This is a genomic window from Microbacterium resistens, from assembly GCF_031456305.1.
GTDB classification, from domain to species: domain Bacteria; phylum Actinomycetota; class Actinomycetes; order Actinomycetales; family Microbacteriaceae; genus Microbacterium; species Microbacterium resistens_A.
Window position 1 is genome coordinate 146,329 of sequence record NZ_JAVDUM010000006.1, and the last position, 17,435, is coordinate 163,763.

The 17,435-nt window shown below is 70.0% G+C and carries 18 protein-coding genes and 1 CRISPR repeat array; of the genes, 13 read left to right on the forward strand and 5 right to left on the reverse strand.

What is annotated here, in order from left to right:
- Window positions 1–514: 514 nt before the first annotated feature.
- The gene (locus J2Y69_RS08570) at window positions 515–1,516 is read right to left on the reverse strand and encodes an SDR family NAD(P)-dependent oxidoreductase (RefSeq protein WP_310019608.1); all 1,002 of its coding nucleotides are present in this window, start codon (window positions 1,514–1,516) and stop codon (window positions 515–517) included.
- Window positions 1,517–1,609: 93 nt separating this feature from the next.
- Here J2Y69_RS08570 and J2Y69_RS08575 point away from each other — a divergent pair, with 93 nt between their 5' ends.
- The gene (locus J2Y69_RS08575) at window positions 1,610–2,182 is read left to right on the forward strand and encodes a TetR/AcrR family transcriptional regulator (protein ID WP_310019610.1); all 573 of its coding nucleotides are present in this window, start codon (window positions 1,610–1,612) and stop codon (window positions 2,180–2,182) included.
- A 15-nt stretch (window positions 2,183–2,197) separates the two neighbouring features.
- Here the strand turns inward: J2Y69_RS08575 and J2Y69_RS08580 are convergent, their stop codons facing one another.
- Window positions 2,198–2,398: a hypothetical protein gene (locus J2Y69_RS08580; RefSeq protein WP_310019612.1), complete on the reverse strand. Its 201-nt coding sequence runs from the start codon at window positions 2,396–2,398 to the stop codon at window positions 2,198–2,200.
- A gap of 174 nt (window positions 2,399–2,572) precedes the next feature.
- Here J2Y69_RS08580 and J2Y69_RS08585 point away from each other — a divergent pair, with 174 nt between their 5' ends.
- The 3 genes from J2Y69_RS08585 to J2Y69_RS08595 all read left to right on the forward strand — a co-directional run bounded on the left by J2Y69_RS08585 (window position 2,573) and on the right by J2Y69_RS08595 (window position 5,590).
- Complete coding sequence (locus J2Y69_RS08585) at window positions 2,573–3,172, forward strand: PadR family transcriptional regulator (protein WP_310019614.1); 600 nt, start codon at window positions 2,573–2,575, stop codon at window positions 3,170–3,172.
- Window positions 3,173–3,240: 68 nt separating this feature from the next.
- Window positions 3,241–4,923 carry an ABC1 kinase family protein gene (locus J2Y69_RS08590; RefSeq protein ID WP_310019617.1) on the forward strand — a complete coding sequence of 561 codons (1,683 nt, stop codon included), beginning with the start codon at window positions 3,241–3,243 and terminating at the stop codon, window positions 4,921–4,923.
- Between the two features lie 73 nt (window positions 4,924–4,996).
- Window positions 4,997–5,590 (forward strand): hypothetical protein, encoded by a 594-nt coding sequence (locus tag J2Y69_RS08595; protein WP_310019619.1) that lies wholly within the window; start codon window positions 4,997–4,999, stop codon window positions 5,588–5,590.
- A gap of 24 nt (window positions 5,591–5,614) precedes the next feature.
- Here the strand turns inward: J2Y69_RS08595 and J2Y69_RS08600 are convergent, their stop codons facing one another.
- Complete coding sequence (locus tag J2Y69_RS08600; RefSeq protein ID WP_310019622.1) at window positions 5,615–6,046, reverse strand: protealysin inhibitor emfourin; 432 nt, start codon at window positions 6,044–6,046, stop codon at window positions 5,615–5,617.
- Entirely contained in the window at window positions 6,021–7,088 is a 1,068-nt protein-coding gene (locus J2Y69_RS08605) for a M4 family metallopeptidase (RefSeq protein WP_310019624.1), read from the reverse strand. The genes J2Y69_RS08600 and J2Y69_RS08605 overlap by 26 nt, the downstream gene beginning before the upstream one ends.
- A gap of 229 nt (window positions 7,089–7,317) precedes the next feature.
- Here J2Y69_RS08605 and J2Y69_RS08610 point away from each other — a divergent pair, with 229 nt between their 5' ends.
- The 5 genes from J2Y69_RS08610 (at window position 7,318) to J2Y69_RS08630 (ending at window position 13,033) form a co-directional block, all read left to right on the forward strand.
- On the forward strand, window positions 7,318–7,683 hold the full coding sequence (locus J2Y69_RS08610) for an ArsR/SmtB family transcription factor (RefSeq protein ID WP_310019625.1): 366 nt from the start codon (window positions 7,318–7,320) through the stop codon (window positions 7,681–7,683).
- 2 nt (window positions 7,684–7,685) lie between these two features.
- Window positions 7,686–8,666 carry an SRPBCC family protein gene (locus tag J2Y69_RS08615; protein ID WP_310019627.1) on the forward strand — a complete coding sequence of 327 codons (981 nt, stop codon included), beginning with the start codon at window positions 7,686–7,688 and terminating at the stop codon, window positions 8,664–8,666.
- 516 nt (window positions 8,667–9,182) lie between these two features.
- Entirely contained in the window at window positions 9,183–10,238 is a 1,056-nt protein-coding gene (locus J2Y69_RS08620; RefSeq protein ID WP_310019629.1) for a DUF998 domain-containing protein, read from the forward strand.
- A 316-nt stretch (window positions 10,239–10,554) separates the two neighbouring features.
- Window positions 10,555–11,008: a CRISPR direct-repeat array (repeat unit 29 nt; unit sequence GGGATCATCCCCGCGTACGCGGGGAGCAC).
- Window positions 11,009–11,237: 229 nt separating this feature from the next.
- The gene (locus tag J2Y69_RS08625) at window positions 11,238–11,678 is read left to right on the forward strand and encodes a MarR family winged helix-turn-helix transcriptional regulator (RefSeq protein WP_310019631.1); all 441 of its coding nucleotides are present in this window, start codon (window positions 11,238–11,240) and stop codon (window positions 11,676–11,678) included.
- Window positions 11,679–11,683: 5 nt separating this feature from the next.
- Window positions 11,684–13,033, forward strand: a complete 1,350-nt coding sequence (locus tag J2Y69_RS08630) for an MFS transporter (RefSeq protein WP_310019726.1) — start codon at window positions 11,684–11,686, stop codon at window positions 13,031–13,033.
- A 75-nt stretch (window positions 13,034–13,108) separates the two neighbouring features.
- Here J2Y69_RS08630 and J2Y69_RS08635 read toward each other — a convergent pair whose 3' ends face one another.
- A complete protein-coding gene (locus J2Y69_RS08635; protein WP_310019633.1) occupies window positions 13,109–13,372 on the reverse strand; it encodes a hypothetical protein in 264 nt (87 codons plus the stop codon).
- 647 nt (window positions 13,373–14,019) lie between these two features.
- On the opposite strand from J2Y69_RS08635, the gene J2Y69_RS08640 reads away from it, so the two are divergent.
- From J2Y69_RS08640 to J2Y69_RS08655, 4 genes are all read left to right on the forward strand, one after another.
- The gene (locus tag J2Y69_RS08640) at window positions 14,020–14,523 is read left to right on the forward strand and encodes a hypothetical protein (RefSeq protein ID WP_310019635.1); all 504 of its coding nucleotides are present in this window, start codon (window positions 14,020–14,022) and stop codon (window positions 14,521–14,523) included.
- 111 nt (window positions 14,524–14,634) lie between these two features.
- On the forward strand, window positions 14,635–15,366 hold the full coding sequence (locus J2Y69_RS08645; RefSeq protein WP_310019637.1) for a copper homeostasis protein CutC: 732 nt from the start codon (window positions 14,635–14,637) through the stop codon (window positions 15,364–15,366).
- Between the two features lie 56 nt (window positions 15,367–15,422).
- On the forward strand, window positions 15,423–16,295 hold the full coding sequence (locus tag J2Y69_RS08650) for an alpha/beta hydrolase (protein ID WP_310019639.1): 873 nt from the start codon (window positions 15,423–15,425) through the stop codon (window positions 16,293–16,295).
- 34 nt (window positions 16,296–16,329) lie between these two features.
- Window positions 16,330–17,379: a lipoate--protein ligase family protein gene (locus J2Y69_RS08655; protein ID WP_310019641.1), complete on the forward strand. Its 1,050-nt coding sequence runs from the start codon at window positions 16,330–16,332 to the stop codon at window positions 17,377–17,379.
- Window positions 17,380–17,435 lie beyond the last annotated feature (56 nt).

The following is a 17,435-nucleotide window of genomic DNA, read 5'->3' on the forward strand; positions in this document are numbered from 1 at the left end:
AGGGGTGACGTTTTTGGACTGCGAGCGAGGCACCCAACCTTCTGGTCTGTAGCCTGCCCGCCCGGATCATCCCCGCAGAGGCGGGGAGCACCCGAAGGTGTGCTCGACAATGGTCGTGAAGCCGGGATCATCCCGCGGACGCGGGAAGCACGGCGCCCATACGCATCAGGAGCAGATCGACATCGGATCATCCCCGCGGACGCGGGGAACACGGGATCGTGATCAGCGTCTCGACCCAGAGGTACGGATCATCCCCGCGGACGCGGGGAGCACCGGGACCGATCATCGCCCGCTCGTCACCCCACGGGATCATCCCCGCGGACGCGGGGAGCACTCTTTCTGATCAGGAGTTTATCGCCGGGTGTATGCGTTTCTTCATCAGTTTCAATCGGGTGGTTCCGTTCGAAGCGGAGCAGGAACCGCGCTCATACGGCCTGCGCAGGTCATGGCTGAACGGACGTCCGCCCTTCTCGATCGTCCCGACCGAGAAGGGCAACACGTCACGCTCACGCCCTTACTGGACCGACCACCCGCCGTCGGACGCGAGGATCGCGCCGTTGATGTTCACGGCGTCGTCGGAGAGCAGGAAGGTGATCGAGGCGGCGAGGTGCTCGGCGGTCGCCACGGTCGGGATCGCCTGCTGGAACGGGGCGAGGCGTCCGGATCCGTACTCCGACATGTGCGGCGGCATCGGGATGCCGGTGGCGACGCCGCCCGGAGCGACGGAGTTGACCCGGATACCCTTCGGGCCGTACATGAACGCGGCCGACTTCGTCACTCCGACGATGCCGTGCTTGCTCGCGGTGTAGGCGTTGCCGGAGGAGTTGCCGCGCAGCGCCGCCTCGCTCGACACGTTGAGGATCGCGCCGGCGCCTGCCGCCTCCATCGCGGGGAGCACGGCGCGCATGAGCTTGAACGGCGCGGTCAGGTTGATCGCGATGACCCGGTCCCACACCGCGTCGGGGGTCTCGCCCGCGGGGGAGAAGTCGTCGTTGATGCCGGCGACGTTCGCGAGGCCGTCGATCCGCTCGCCCGCCGCGGCGACGACGCGGTCGATCGCGTCCTGGCGGGTCAGGTCGCCGTCGACGGTGACGATGTCGGCGTCCGGGAGCTCGGCCTTCAGGGCGTCGAGCTTGTCGGCCGCGATGTCGCAGGCGATCACCCGGCCGCCTTCGCGCGCGATCCGCGATGCGGTCGCCTTCCCGATGCCGGACGCGGCCCCCGTCACGATCACCGTCTTGCCGGAGAAGCGGCCGGGCGCGATCCGCTCGAACCATCCCGTGCCCGCCTCGTCCTGGGGGATCTCGCCGCCGTTCGCCGCGCGCACGAGGTCGTCGACGACGGACTGCGGCATCGCGCCCTGGCTCATGACGACCAGCTGCTGGAGGGGGAGGCCCAGCACGGGGGTCAGGGACTCGGGGTCGGCTCCCGACTGCGCGAGCAGGCCGCGGATCAGGTCGCCCCCGGTCGGGTCGGCGAGCCAGTCTCCAATGGAGGAGTGCGCGGTGAGGGCCATGGTTTCTCCTGTTCGCTCGGACGTCGGTCGCGTTCGGATTACGCAACGATGCGTCCACTTATGGATCAGGCTACACCTCGATACGCTCGGGGGATGCCCCGTCCGCGCAGTGAGAAAGCCCGTCGTTCGGTGCTCGTCGCGATGCGTCGCGCGATCACCGTCGAGGGGTACGACGCGGTGACGATCGAGGGGCTCGCCGCCGAGGCCGAGGTGTCGAAGCAGACCATCTACCGCTGGTGGCCGTCGAAGGCGGCGATCCTCGGCGAGGCGCTGCTGGAGGGCTCCCTGCCGGGCATCGCCGACCCGGTGCCGACCTCGTCGGATCTGACCGCCGACCTGCGGGCGTGGCTCGCCGCAGTGTCGGACGGACTCGCGCGTCCCGAGGGCGTCGCGCTCGCCCGAGCCCTGATCGCCGTGACGGCGACGGACCCCGCGCTCGGCGATGCCCTGAACGAGCGGCTCGCCGGCCCCATCGTCGCGTGGATCGTGGAGCGGATCGAGCGCGCCCGCGCCGCGGGAGAGGTGCGAGACGACGTGGACGCCGAGGCGCTCGCGGATCAGTTCGTCGCGTTGGCGTCGTACGAGGCCTTGCGGGGCCGGCCTCTCGGCGCCGATCGTGTGGACGCGACGGTGAGGATCGCGATGTGGGGGATCGCCGCGGCCTGAGGCGACGCTGCGTGGCTACTCCGCAGGAGTGTCGTCGGGCAGGCGCCGTCGGGCTCGTCGTTCGTAGAACTCCTGCGACACCATCCAGATGATCATCGCCAATATGGCGGCAAGGACGTTCCAATAGCTGAATGGCATGCTCGACACGAGGGGGAGTAGCAGGAGGATGAGGGGAGCGGGCAGCCCCCAGAGGAACCTCCGTATCCACTTCATCATCGCCTCCTGGTTCTCACATTCAGGCTCCGTCCCATAGTCGCTCGAACGACGGGAAGCCCGCGTCCGCCGTTAGGGGGACATCTGCGCTCGAACCTTCCCATCCGATACATCCCGATATATCGTTAACTATCGCTCGCGCGGCACCGCGGAGCGGCATCCAACGAGGAGATCATCATGAACGGTTCGTTCGGGCAGGGCGGGTTCGGTGCGGGTGGGGGTCGCGGGTTCGGCGGTCCCGGCGGATTCGGGCGGCCGGGCGGTGGCCCGGGCGGCGCGCTCTGGGAGGCCATGGACCAGCTTCGGGCGACGTTCGAGCAGCGCGGCGGGACGCCGCGGATGGCCCGGGGCGACGTGCGGGCAGCGGTGCTCGCACTCCTCGCCGAGGAGCCGATGCACGGCTACCAGATCATCCACGAGATCGAGGATCGCAGCGGCGGATCCTGGAAGCCGAGCGCGGGGTCGGTGTACCCGACGCTCCAGCTGCTGGCGGACGAAGGGCTGATCACGGCCGAGGAGCAGAACGGGCGCAAGACGTACTCGCTCACCGACATCGGGCGCGAGGCGGCGGCGGACGCCGCGGAGAAGCCCGTGCCGTGGGAGACGTCCAGCAGCAAGCACGGCGCGCGCGTCACCGCGCTGCCGAAGGCGGGCATGGAGCTCGCCGGTGCGGCGGCCCAGGTCGGGCAGACCGGGAGTCCCGAGCAGGTGGAACAGGCGATCGAGGTGCTCGACGAGGCGCGCCGCAAGCTGTACACCATCCTCGCTCAGGGCTAACGTCGGCGTCGGACGGATCCGGCGTCCCGCCGCAGCGCGGCGCGCCCGGATCGGAAGGGGACCTCTCGATGGCTGACGGAGCACACCGCGCCCGCTATCGCCGCATCCTGCTCTTCGCCGCGCGCCATTTCGTGCAGATCTGGTGGTACGAGCTGATTCTGCCGAGGCTGGGGCTCGCCGCCGTGGCCGAGCGGACGAGAGCCGCCAGGATGACCCGGCTCGCCAAGCGCTTCCACGCGCTGGCGGTCGAGCTCGGCGGACTCATGATCAAGGTCGGCCAGTTCCTCTCCTCGCGCCTGGACGTGCTCCCGCCGGAGATCACCGCGGAGCTGGAAGGGCTGCAGGACGAGGTGCCGGCGGTGCCGTTCCCGGACATCCGCGCGCTCGCCGAGGCGGAGCTGGGCGTGTCGCTGGAACGCGCCTTCGCCGCCTTCGACGAGACGCCGGTCGCCGCCGCATCGCTCGGGCAGGCGCATCGGGCCCGGCTGTCCGCGCCCGACGCCGCCGACGCGGGCTTCGAGGACGTGATCGTCAAGGTGCAGCGGCCGGGCATCGACGAGATCGTGAAGGTCGATCTCGCCGCTCTCCGTCGCGTAGGCGGCTGGCTCCGTCGGGTCCGCTTCGTCGCCACGCGCGTCGATGCTCCCGCACTCGTCGAGGAGTTCGCGCAGACGAGCATGGAGGAGATCGACTACCTCCATGAGGCGGCCAACGCCGAGCGGTTCGCGGAATGCTTCGATGGAGACATCCGGGTTGGCGTCCCGCGGATCGCATGGGAGCGCACGACGCGGCGGGTGCTGATCCTCTCCGATGTGTCGGCCATCAAGATCAACGACACCGACGCCCTGCGGGCAGCCGGCATCGATCGGTCCGAGGTCGCGCACGTCTTCGCGGCGGTGATGTTCGATCAGCTCTTCACGCATGGATTCGTGCACGCCGACCCGCACCCGGGGAACATCTTCGTCACCCCGCTCCCCGAGGGGGAGGGCCCCGCGTGGCGGTTGACGTTCGTGGACTTCGGGATGATGGCCGAGGTCCCCGCCGAGCTGCGCAGCAGCCTCCGCATGCTCGTGATCGCCGTCGCCGCCCGCGACGGGCGTGGGCTCATCGACGCGGCGCAGCAGATGGGAGTGCTCCTCCCCACGGCCGACAGGGTGACGCTGGAGCACGCGCTCACCCAGCTGTTCGACCGGTTCGGCGGTATGAGCTTCACCGAGCTGAGGGACGTCGATCCGCGGGAGTTCCGCGACTTCGCCGTCGAGTTCGGCGACATGGTCCGAGCGCTCCCGTTCCAGCTGCCCGAGCGGCTGCTGCTCCTGATCCGCGCCGTCTCGCTCACCTCGGGGCTGTGCAGCGGGCTCGACCCCGACTTCAACATCTGGGACTCGGTGCAGCCGTACGCCGCGCGGCTCCTCCGCGAGGAGAGCGGCGGCATGATGCGCGACCTCGCCCAGGAGGCGCTGGCGAACGCCGGGGTGATCTGGCGGCTTCCGAAGCGCGCGGACGCCCTGATCACCAGGATGGATCAGGGGACCGTCACCTTCGACACCTCCCGCCTCGAGCGCCGCCTCGACCGGCTGGAGAGGATCGGCGTCCGCGTGCTCTCGGCGGTGCTGTTCGCCGCCCTCCTGATCGGCGGCGCGCTGCTGATGCCGGTCAACCCGGTGCTCGGCACCGTCCTCGTCATCGTCTCGGCGATCCCGCTCGCCCACACCCTGTTCGCCGGGCTCTTCGGGCGCGGGCCGCGGTAGTGCCACGGCCCGCGCGCGGATGCCCGAAGGCGCGCACGGCCCGGCGTCGGCCCGGCGTTGGTAGCGTCTGAGGATGGCATTCGCGACGGTCCTCAAATATGTGCTGATCGCGCTCGCCATCGTGGGGGTGATCGGCGTGGCCTGGTGGGCGCGCAGGCATCCGAATCGATCGAAGGAGCATCCGGATCGCGTGCGGATGCCCAAGCTCTTCCTGGTCCTCGCCGCTCTTCTCGTCGCCGCGGGGTTCCTCATGGGGCTCGCGGCGTTCACGGCGGAGGACGTTCCCGACCTGATCCCGATGAAGATCGCGGCCGTCGTGATCCTCCTCGGCGGACTCTTCCTCCTGATGATGTACCGCAACTGGTACGTCGCCCCTCGCGCGGACGAGGTGGCCTTCCGCACGATCCTCGGGCGTGAGCATCTGATCGCCTACACGGACATCGTCGACTACCGGATGTGGATGCAGAACGGCCGGCCCACGCTGAGCATCCGCTCCTCGACGGGGGCGAAGCTCCGCCTGAACCTCCGCATGTACGACATGACGCCGCTGCTCATGGCGATCGAGTTCCGCAGGAAGTCCGGCCGCTGGCCGCTCCGCGGCGAGATGGTCGCCGCCCCACCGAGCGGGCCGGGCGCGGGGCGTTTCGGCGGGCGTCCCCGGCGCTGAGACACGTCCGGATCGGCGTTCGCGTCAGCGTCCGGCGGCGTCGCGGACGGCGTCGACGAGGGTTCGCCACGGCCCGTTGAGCTGCGTCTCGGGCACCTCGCGCTCGCACCGGCGGGTCGGCATCCGCACATCGATCCGCCACACGAAGCGATCGGCCCCATGATCGGTATCGCGCTCGACTCCGCGATCGGTATCGTGCTCTGCTCCGCGATCGGCCTCGCGATCAGTGGGTGCGGGGGCGTCCCAGGGGCACAGGTCGACGAGCGCCGCCCAGCGCTCGGTGCCGTCCTGCGGCGGCTCGACCCGCCACTCCCGGCGGATTCCGGCGATGCCGCCGCTCCGCGTGACGATGATGACGATCGCGGAGGCCGGGGCGGGGCCGGGCTCGGGGCCGGGGGTGGGGCCTCCGTTCACGTTCTCCCCGCGGTCGTCATCGGGAGGCGTCGGATCGTGCATCGCCCTTCCCGTCCTCGATCACACCCACGGCCGTCCATGCTCGACGCAATGCCGCCACGACCCGGTCGCCGTCTGCTGCGGCGGCGGACACCGTCGCCTTCGCGAACGCGGCGAAGGTCGCCGTGGGGGAGAGGCCTCCGGTCAGCGCGCGGTACCAGACGCCGCCCGCGGTCTCCCAGGCGTTGCCGCCGAGGTCGCGGGCGAACAGCGCGAACGCGCGGTTCGGGATTCCGGAGTTGATGTGCACCCCGCCGTTGTCCTCCTCCGTGTGCACGAAGTCCCGCATGTGCGCGGGCTGCGGGTCCTTGCCGAGCTCATCGTCGTCATAGGCGGTCCCGGGAGCGAGCATCGACCGGAGGGCCTTCCCCTCGACCGCGGACGTGAAGATCCCCGCGCCGATCAGCCAGCTGGCGGCGGAGGCGGTCTGGCCGCGCAGGTGCTGCTCGGTGAGGGCGCCGAGCACGTCGGCGATCGACTCGTTCAGCGCGCCGGACTGATCCCGGTACTCCAGGCCTGCGGTGCTCTGGATCACGCCGTGGCCGAGCTCGTGCCCGATCACCGAGATCGAGGCGGTGAAGCCGTGGAAGACCTGTCCGTCTCCATCGCCGAAGACCATGCGCTGCCCGTCCCAGAACGCGTTGTCGTATCCGGTCCCGTAGTGGACAGTGGCATCGAGCGGGGCGCCGGCGCCGTCCAGCGAGTTGCGGGCGAACGCCTCCCCCAGTAGATCGAACGTGGCGCCGAGCCCGTCGAACGCCTCGTTGACCGCCGCGTCCGCGACCGGGCCGTCGTCCTCTCGGCGCACCACCGTGCCCGGGAGCTTCTCGGTCCCGCGCGCATCGCTGATCGTACGACTCGGCGCCGCCTCGATCTCGGCGACGAGGGTGCCGTTCTCGTCGATCGACAGCTCCAGGCGGGACCGGAAGACCGGCCTGCCGACCGTCAGCGTCTGTCGCGCCGCCTCAGCCGCCCTCGGGAAGCGCTCCGATCTGGCCAGCCGTGAGAGCAGATAGGAGGGGATGATCCCCTGTGCCTTTTCCATCCGTGCACCTCCGGTCGTGCTGTCCGGTGTCCCCTCTGGCGACGATACGCCTGCTCCCCGCCCACGGCACCTTCGTTCACCACGTTCCCGTTCGTTACCCACGTTCCCGTTCGCTACCCACGTTCCCGTCGCGAATTCTGCCGCCCGAGCGCGATGTGAGCGGCAGAATTCGCGACGGGAAGCGGATGGATCTTGACGAACCGCCGACCCTGACGTAACGTGCAACCAAATGGTTGCACAAACAGAGTTGAGCGATGAAGAGACCGACCGGGTGTTCCAGGCGCTGGCGGCCACCGTGCGGCGCGACATCCTGCGGCGCACGCTCGCCGAGGAGCGGTCGATCTCGGAGCTGGCCGGCGAGTACGACATGTCGTTCGCGGCAGTGCAGAAGCACGTCGCCGTCCTGGAGGCCGCGCACCTCATCATCAAGCGCGCCGAGGGGCGGGAGCGGCTGGTCCGGGCGGATCCGACCATGATCGCCCGCGCCAGGGCGCTGCTGGCCCGATACGAAGACCTCTGGCGGGCGCGCGTCGATCGCCTCGATGCGCTGCTGGCCGAACCGACCCCCGAACCGATACATTCCGAAGGAGCCTGACCATGCCCGTGACCTCCGTCACCACCGACCCCGAGAACTTGACGATGACCCTCGTCGCCGACTTCGCCGCGCCGGTCGAGCGCGTCTGGTCGGCCTTCTCCGATCCGCGCCAGCTCGAGCGCTTCTGGGGCCCGCCCGGATGGCCCGCCACCTTCTCCGCCTTCGATCACACGGTCGGCGGACGGGCGAGGTATCACATGACCAGCCCGAAGGGGGAGAGTTCCGCGGGGTCGTGGGAGTTCCTGGCGATCGAGGAGCCGAGCCGCTTCGAGGTCCTCGACAGCTTCGTCGGAGACGACGGCGAGCCGCTCGACGGCTTCCCCTCAATGCGCATGTCGTTCGACTTCGCCGCCACCGCCGACGGCACGCGAATGACGAACACCACCTACTTCACGTCGGCGGAGGCGCTCGACCAGGTCGTCGCGATGGGTGCCGTCGAGGGATCCACCATGGCCATGAACCAGCTCGACCGTGTGCTGGAGGGGCTGCGCGCCTACGCCCAGGGGAAGGGCACGCAGACCGAGCTGCTCGACGACACTCACGTGCGCATCACCCGCCTCGTCGAGGGGCCGCGCGAGCTGGTCTGGCGAGCGCACCATGAGGAGGAGCTGCTGCGGCAGTGGATGCTCGGGCCCGATGGCTGGGCGATGACCGTCTGCGAGCCGGCGACCGAGGTCGGCCGGGCCTACCGCTACGCCTGGGAGCCGATCGGCGACACCGAGGGGCAGGGCTTCGGGTTCGACGGCGAGGCACTGCTGATCGATGCGCCGCGACGTGCCGTGACGACCGAGCGCATGACCGGCGCCGGCGGGCCGTCCACGCTCAACGACCTGAACCTCGACGAGGAGGACGGCGCCACGCTCATCACCCTCCTCATCGAGTATCCGGACAAGGAGACCCGCGACATGATCCTCGCCACCGGCATGACCGACGGCATGGAGGCCTCCTACGCCCGCCTGGAGGCTGCGATCCTCACGGTCTGAGCCTTGTCGGGCTTAGGCCGGGGCTGGTTCCGGTCTGGTTTTGGTTCCGATTCCGGTCCGGTTCCGGGCTGAGTCGGTCGGGTTTCTGACTCCGGTTCCGGTTCCGTGACCGGGTGTGCGCGGGGCCTCGGGTGCAGGTCCGGGCACGGATGCACGACTTGGACACGGGTGCACGATGATGTGGTTGATCTCGTCGTGCATCTGTGTCTTGGTCGTGCGGATGCCCAGGCGCAGGTATGGCCGCGCGGACAAGCCTCGGGTCCCGCCACGGGGCGGCCGCCATGGGGTGGGTGAGGGCAGATGCACGACCTGGGCACGGGTGCACGACGATGTGGTTGATCCCGTCGTGCACCTGTGTCCCCGTCGTGCGGTCGTGTCCGGAATGGTGGAACGACCCGATGCGATCGGACCCACCCGATCCCGACCTCGGCCTCGACCCCGGCCCCGGTTGAAACCCTGACCCTGGCCGCGCCCCCACCCTCCGGCATGTCCGAGGCTCATGCTTCGATAGACGAGATGGATCAGGTCGAGAAGCTGCGGCGCGAGACGCGAACGGTCGTGGCGACGGGCGTCTGCTTCGTCGTCGGCGCGATCCTGGGCGCGCTCGTGCTCGGCGGCGTTCCGCGGCCGCTGGCCGGCGCCGGATCCCTCGGTCTGCCTGCCGCGCTCATCGCGGGCGCGGTGTCGGCGGCGGCGTTCCTGGTCAGCACGATCACGAACCGGCGCGGCGAGACCAGGGCGATGCCGCGATGGCAGACGATCGTGTCGGATCTGGCGAGCACCGCGGTCACCGTGGCGTTCGGCGCCGTGTCGGTGCTCGGTGTCCTCCTGGCCGGTCAGGTGCTGGCTCAAGGGTTGCAGGGGCTGGAGGTCGCGGCCATCGGCGGCGGCCTCTTCACCGGCGCGGTCAGCGCCGTCGGCGGGCGTTTCGCCTACAGCGCGGGAATCGATCTGCGCACCCGCGATCTTGCCGGCCTCGTCTTCGGCTTCCTCATCATCGGCACGCTCTTCGCCATGCTCACAGCCACCGAGCCGCGTTGGTGGGAGAACAACTTCTCTCAGCTGGGGCTCGGCGAGGGCGGGTGGGCGTTCAACGGCACGCTCGTGGTGGCAGGTTTCCTGATGGCGACGGTCGGCTCGTACATCGGACGCGACCTGCATCGTCTCCTCGGAGACGGGGCACTTCCGCGCATCACCGTCGCAGTCTCCCTGTGGGCGGCCGCGGGCATCGCACTCGCCCTGGTCGGCGCGGTCCCGGTCGAGCCGATGACGGTCCTGCACGTCATCGCGGCGGTGGCGTCCCTCGCGTTGTTCCTCGCGGCGGCGTCGGTCACGGCGTGGATCCTCCCGGGCCCGCCCCGCGCTCTGTCGCTCACGACCTGGGGGCTCGGCGTTCTCCTCGTCGGCTCGGTGATCCTGTGGATGCCGATGCGGATACTCTCCGGCGCGGCGCTGGAGGCGATCGCCGTCGGGCTGGCCCTTCTCTGGATGACGACCCTGGTCCGCGTCCTCGGAGCCCTCGCGCCCGCAGCCTCCCGCCCGTCCTCCCGGCGAGCCCTGCTCCACGCCTAGGGGCCCGGGCGGGGGCGTTGTGTCCGGAGGGGGCTTGGACCTCCGGGATTTGGACTTGCCTTGGGTCTGCCGCCGCGCCTTTTGCTGGCTCACGACGCGCAGGCGACCAAAGCCTCGCGAGACTGCAACTGCGTCTCGAAACAGCGCGAATTTTCTGCTGTCTCGAGACGCAGTTGCAGTCTCGCCGATGAGGCTGGTGGATCATCCAGACGGTGAGGAGCGCAAGCTCCTCCCGATCTGGACCGAGCTGCCAGGCAGGCCATCCCCAAGTACGCGGGGAGCACCCACGCCCGCCCGCGAGCCGCTCCGACCGGGTGGGATCATCCCCGCGTACGCGGGGAGCACCAGAAGCTCCCGGCGACGACCGGCGCGTACCTGGGATCATCCCCGCGTACGGGGAGCACCCCGGCGAGACTGAGGTCGACGTCACTATGGGCGGATCATCCCCGCGTACGCGGGGAGCACGAGAGCGGCGGCAGGGTCCGGCTTCAGGCGGAGGGATCATCCCCGCGTACGCGGGGAGCACTGCTCGATGCCGACGAGACGGCCGGCACCGCTGGGATCATCCCCGCGTACGCGGGGAGCACGTCGCCATGTCCGACCTCGACAGAGTGCCCCGGGGATCATCCCCGCGTACGCGGGGAGCACCCTCTCTCTCACCGGAGCAGAGCATTCAGCCGGGGATCATCCCCGCGTACGCGGGGAGCACCGGGTGCCCTCTGGGGCCGAGTAGCCGTAGTGGGGATCATCCCCGCGTACGCGGGGAGCACTCTTCCTGACCTGGGCTTTCCGTGGAGGAAGAGGGAAACTGAGTTCACTTTAGAGCCAACCGAGAGGTCAAGACGCTGAGTCGGTTCCGTTGCCGCTGCGGCGAGTGCCTTGGATCGGGGTCAGCCCGATGTCGACCCACTGTCCCAAGACCGCGTCGACACCGTCGGACATCCGCGGCGGACCACCGCCGACCCACGACACCCAAAAATTACTTAGACTGTCTAAGTAATGACTGCGCCTGAAGATCCCCTCTCCCGTACCGCCACCGATCTGAGGTTTGCCGCGTTCCGCCTCGCGCGACGCCTCCGCTCCGTCCGTGCGGTGGACGCGATGAGCGACGCGCAGCTCGCCGTCCTCGCGGCCCTCCGCATGCATGGGCGGCATTCGATCACGGCGCTCGCCGTCCGCGAGCGGGTGACCGCGCCGTCGATGAGCGCGATGGTGAGCGGCTTGGAGGAGCAGGGGTACGTCACGCGGATCCCGGATCCGGATGATCGCCGTCGCGTCCATGTGGAGATCACCGAGGTCGGGGCCGAGATCGTCGTGGAGACCATCCGGCGGCGGGACGAGCTGCTGGCGGGGAAGCTCGTCGAGGCCGGCCTCACCGAGCACGACCTCGCGGTCCTCCGCGAGGCCAGCGCCCTGATGCGGAGGGTGGCCGAGCAATGAGCGCGATGTTCCGATCCTTCTCCTCGTTCAACTATCGGGTCTGGTTCCTCGGCGCGATCATCTCGAACATCGGCGGCTGGATGCAGGCCACCGCCCAGGACTGGGTGGTGCTCACCGAGCTCACCGACAACGATGCGACGGCCATGGGCGTCACGATGGCGCTGCAGTTCGGCCCGCCCCTCGTGCTGGTGAGCCTCACCGGCTGGGTCGCCGACAGGTTCGATCGACGCATCGTGCTCTTGACGACGCAGTCCGCGCTCATGCTGCTGGGTCTCGGTGTCGCCGTGCTGCTCCTCACCGGCGTCATGACGCTGCCGCTGATGCTGCTGTTCGCCCTCGGGTTCGGCATCGCGAACGCCTTCGACGCCCCCGCGCGGCAGGCCTTCGTGTCCGACATGGTTCGGTTGGAGGACACCTCCAACGCCGTCGCCTTGAACTCGGCGTCGTTCAACATGGCGCGGCTGATCGGCCCGGCCGTCGGCGGGCTCCTGATCGTCGCGATCGGATCGGGCTGGGTGTTCGTCGCGAACGCGGCCACGTTCCTCGCGATGATCGTCGCGCTGCTCCTCATCCGCAGGAGCGAGCTCACGCCGCGCGGCAAGCACCGCCGGTCCGGCGGGCTGGCCGAAGGCTTCCACTACGTGCGGGGCAGGCCCGATCTGATCGTCGTCTTCGCGATGGTCTTCCTCATCGGCGCGTTCGGCATGAATTTCCCGATCTTCGCCTCCACGATGGCGTTGGAGTTCGGGCGCCAGGCCGACGGGTACGGCCTTCTCAGCTCCGTCCTCGCCATCGGCTCCCTCACCGGCGCCCTGCTCGCCGCGCGACGGGATCGGGCGCGCGTGCGGGTGCTGGTGATCGCGGCGGCGGGGTTCGGCGTCGCCTCGATCGTCTCCACCTTCATGCCCACCTACTGGTCGTATGCGGCGGTGCTGATCCTGGTCGGCTTCTCGACCGTCACGATGCTGACGACCGCGAACGGCTATGTGCAGACCACCACCGATCCGGCGTTGCGCGGACGAGTGCTCGCGCTCTACATGGCCGTGGTGATGGGGTCGACGCCCATCGGCGCGCCGATCGCCGGCTGGATCGTCGACGCGTTCTCGGCGCGAACCGCGATCGCCGTCGGTGGCGTCGCGGGCCTCCTCGCTTTCGCGATCGGCATCACCTGGATGTCCATGTCCGGGCGCCTGCATCGTCGTGACGACACCCGCTTCCTGCTCACGCTCGACGAGACGCGCCCCCTCTCGGTCGTGCGCGCCATGGATCCCGCCGCTTTCCGCGACGAGAAGGCCGCGACCACCGTCACGACGCCGATTCGCGTCGAACGCAAGGACCGTCCGGGGGAGGGGTGACCAGCCTCTCGACGTGACGGAGGTCGTGAGGGTGACGCCTCAGGCCTCAGGCCTCAGGCCTCAGGCCTCGGTGCCTCAGGCCTCTGTGCCGTTTGCGCCGCTGTCTTCTGGGCTGTCGGACTCGCTCGACGGTGTGATCTCTGTCTCCGGCGGTTCGTCACCGGAGATGGCCGAGGGGGTGATCGAGATGCCGATCGACGTCACCGCCGCGGCGCCGAGGCCGATCGGATCCAGGGCCGGGGTCTCGGGCAGGTCGAAATCGTCGGTCTCGTCGAGCGGCTCGCCAGGAAGCGCCGCCCAGGCCGAGGGTTCCTCCGGCCGCTGTGTGAAGAGTCCCATTCCTCCATTGTGCGCCGGATTTGCGGGATCGTGCTCGTCCGCGCGTCGGAGCGCCGGGCGGGGCATGGTGAAGCCGGAGGCGCGGCGGCAAACTGAACGAGTTTCGGGGTGGGGCGCGGATAAACTCCTGATCAACAAGTGTGCTCCCCGCGTATGCGGGGATGATCCCGGCCCGCACGTCATCGCCCCGCTGATCCCCGCGTGCTCCCCGCGTATGCGGGGATGATCCCGGCGGCAGCGAGACCACGACCTTGACCGTCATGTGCTCCCCGCGTATGCGGGGATGATCCCCCTGGACGCTAGCCTCTCCTGGGACATTCGCGGTGCTCCCCGCGTATGCGGGGATGATCCGGCGGGGAGCACACGATCACTCAGGCGGACGTCGTGCTCCCGCGTACGCGGGGATCATCCCGACTACCAGGGGCACTTCTCGGTATCCCAGTAGTGTTCCCCGCGTACGCGTGGATGATACGACGACGTGCGCGCACTCGTACCCGATCGTGTTGTACACGCCGCATCTGAGGGAATGATCCGGCCCAGCCGTCGTGTCGGATACCCCTCCGGCGATGACGATCCCCGGCGCCAGGCGTGCGCTCATCCGGATCGCGCAGGTGTCCTATACGGAGCGTTCCGGATAGCGTGACGGCATGGAGAAGGTCCCCCTCGCGCCGCACGAGGCGAAGGCGCTGCAGGACAGGATCCGCGCGCAGATGCTCGCCGCGGACACCCGTGCGTACGCGCTCACCTCGCCGGACTGGCATGGTGCGTTCATCGAGTTCCCGCTGGATGTGCCGCGCGCCTACGCCTGGACCGGGTTCTGGCCCGCGCCTCCGCAGGGATCGGGGCGGCGGCCGACGGTCAGGATCGGCTCGGCGCCGGCCGTGGAGGCCGAAGTGCTGCGGGTGCGAATGGGCCTCGACCCGGCGGGCGCCGCCACGGCGTCAGCGACGGTCGTGCACTTCGTCGGCCGGAGCGCGACCGTCGACGCGACGCTCGCGGAGCACGACGACGACTCGGCGAGCGTCGAGCTCCGAGACGGCGACACCGCGGTCGTCCTGGTCGCCACGGCTCTCGGCGAGCTGCCGGAGCGGATCGTGGTCGAGCGCGTCGAGGACATCAACCCGCTCATCGATGGGTGGATTGGCCTCTAGCCGGCCTCGGCGGTCCTGATACGCGACCGACCGCGATCGTTGCCCCGCCGTCATCGCCGAAAGGTCGGAGGAATGAACGGAGCACCTCCGGAGAGCGGGAAGAATGGAAGCATGACGATCGCCCTTGAAGTCGCCGTTCAGGATGCCGCCGGAGTGCGGGTCGCCCGAGAGATCGGCGCCGCGCGCGTCGAGTTGGCCCAGGCCCTTCCGCTCGGAGGTCTGACCCCCTCGCCGGCCACGCTGGCGCAGGCCCTGGAGGCGTCCGGCGACGACGGTCCCGAGATCCATGTGCTCGTCCGGCCGCGTGCTGGGGGCTTCCACTACGACGCGGAGGAGCTGGCGGCCAGCGTGCACGATATCCGGGTCGCGGTCGGAAACGGCGCAGCCGGCGTGGTGATCGGCGCCCTCGATGCCGACGGCAGGGTCGACGTCGATGCCCTCGCCCGCCTGCGCGACGCCGCGGACGGCGCTCCGGTCACCCTGCACCGCGCGATCGATGTGACCCCCGATCCGCTCGCCGCGCTCGCCGCAGCCATCGACCTGGGCTTCGCACGCGTGCTGACCTCGGGCGGATCCTCCGCGGCGATCGACGGGCTGGACATGCTGCGCGCTCTCGTCGCCCTCGCCGACGGACGGATCCAGGTGATGGCGGGCAGCGGCGTCAACGCCGAGACCGTCGCCGAGATCGCCGCCACCGGGGTCGACGCCGTGCACTTCTCGGCCAAGCGCACCGTGCTCGCGGACGGGGGCGTGCGGATGGGATCCGCGGACGACGGCGTGGGCGGCCACGAGGTGACCGACCTCGATCGAGCGCGCGCCGTCCGCCGCGCGCTCGGACTCTGATTCCGTTCCGCGTCGGCGGGGGATCGCGGACGGCGCTCGATCCGTAGACTCGGGGCATGGCCGAGTTCCGCACCGCCGAGTTCACCGATGCGCACGGCATCGCGATCGTCTACGACGTCCATCCGGCAGCCGGAGGCCCGGATGATCCCGTACGGGGCGTCGTCCAGCTCCTGCACGGCGTCGGCGAGCACGCCGGGCGGTACGGCGCGCTGATCGCCGCGCTCACCGCCGCCGGGTTCGTCGTATACGCCGACGACCACCGCGGCCACGGACGCACCGGGATGAAGCAGCACGGCGACGCGTCGAAGCTCGGGCGTCTCGGGCCCGGCGGATTGCGTGCGGCGGTCGCGGCGGAGTGGCAGTTCACGCAGATCATCCGCACCGAGCACCCCGACCTGCCGCTCGTGCTGCTCGGACACTCCTGGGGATCCTTCCTGTCGCAGATGCTCCTGAACGAGCATCCGGACGCGTACGACGCCGTGATCCTCAGCGGCTCGGCGCTGCGCACCCCGCGCTTCCTCAACTCGCGGCCGCTGAACGCGCGCTGGGCGGGACCGGATGCGACCGGACTCGAATGGCTCTCGCGAGACCCCGCAGTGGGGGAGGCGTTCCGGAACGACCCGCTCACCACGGAGGTGCCGCTGCTGAAGCTGTTCGGCCTGGCCGAGGCCGCCAAGCTCTACGGTCGCCCGCGCAAGGACCTCGGGGTCGACGTGCCGATCCTCCTGCTCGTGGGGCGGGACGATCCGGTCGGCGGTCCGCGCAGCGTGCACCGGCTCGCCGACGAGTACCGCACGCGTTCCGGACTGACGGACGTGACCACCCTGGTCTACCCGGACGCGCGGCACGAGGTGTTCGCCGAGCTCCAGCAGGACGAGGTCCGCGCGGATGTGCTGGCCTGGCTCGACAAGCACGTCCCCGCGCGCTGATCCGCCGATGCGCGCCCGCGCGTAGGCTGAGTGCGTGCACGGTGAATACAAGGTCCCAGGTGGAAAGCTCGTCGTCGTCGACTTCGAGGTGACGGACGGCTCGATCGCCGGTTTCCGGCTCGCCGGCGACTTCTTCCTCGAACCGGACACCGCGCTCGACGACATCAACGCCGCAGTCTCGGGCCTGCCCGTCGAGACCGACGCGACGGGCATCGCCGCCGCCGTCCGTGCTGCGCTGCCGGACGGCGCCCAGCTCCTCGGGTTCACGCCGGACGCCGTGGGGACCGCCGTCCGCCGCGCCCTTGTGACCGCGCCGGGATGGCGTGACTTCGACTGGGAGGTCGTGCACGACAAGGCCGTGTCGCCGCGCATGAACCTCGCCCTCGACGAGGTGCTCACCACCCGCGTCGGCGCCGGGCTGCGTCGGCCGACCCTGCGGATCTGGGAGTGGGAGGAGTCCGCGGTCGTCATCGGCTCGTTCCAGTCGTACCGCAACGAGGTCGACCCCGAGGGGGCGGCGAAGCACGGCTTCGAGGTCGTCCGCCGGATCTCGGGCGGCGGGGCGATGCTCATGGCCGCCGGGCAGATCATCACCTACTCTCTGTATGTGCCGGCCTCGCTGGTGCAGGGAATGACCTTCGCCGACTCCTACGCGTTCCTCGACGACTGGGTGCTGCAGGCGCTGCGCTCGCTCGGGATCGACGCCGTCTACCAGCCGCTGAACGACATCGCAGGTCCCTCCGGCAAGATCGGCGGGGCAGCGCAGAAGCGCTTGGCGAACGGCGGAGTGCTCCACCACGCGACCCTGTCCTACGACATCGACGGGCAGATGATGACCGAGGTGCTGCGCATCGGCCGCGAGAAGCTCAGCGACAAGGGCACCGCCTCGGCGGCCAAGCGGGTGGATCCGCTGCGCAGTCAGACCGGGCTCTCCCGCGCCGAGATCATCGATCGGTTCATCAGCACCTTCCGCGGTCTCACCGATGCCGAGGACGGCACGATCTCCGCCGACGAGTACGCCGAGGCGGAGGCGCTCGTGGAGTCGAAGTTCGCGACCGACGCCTGGCTCCATCGCGTTCCGTGAGCGGGTCGGGGCCGAAGCCGGGGCCGGGGGGATCGAGGCCGGAGGCGGGCGCCGCT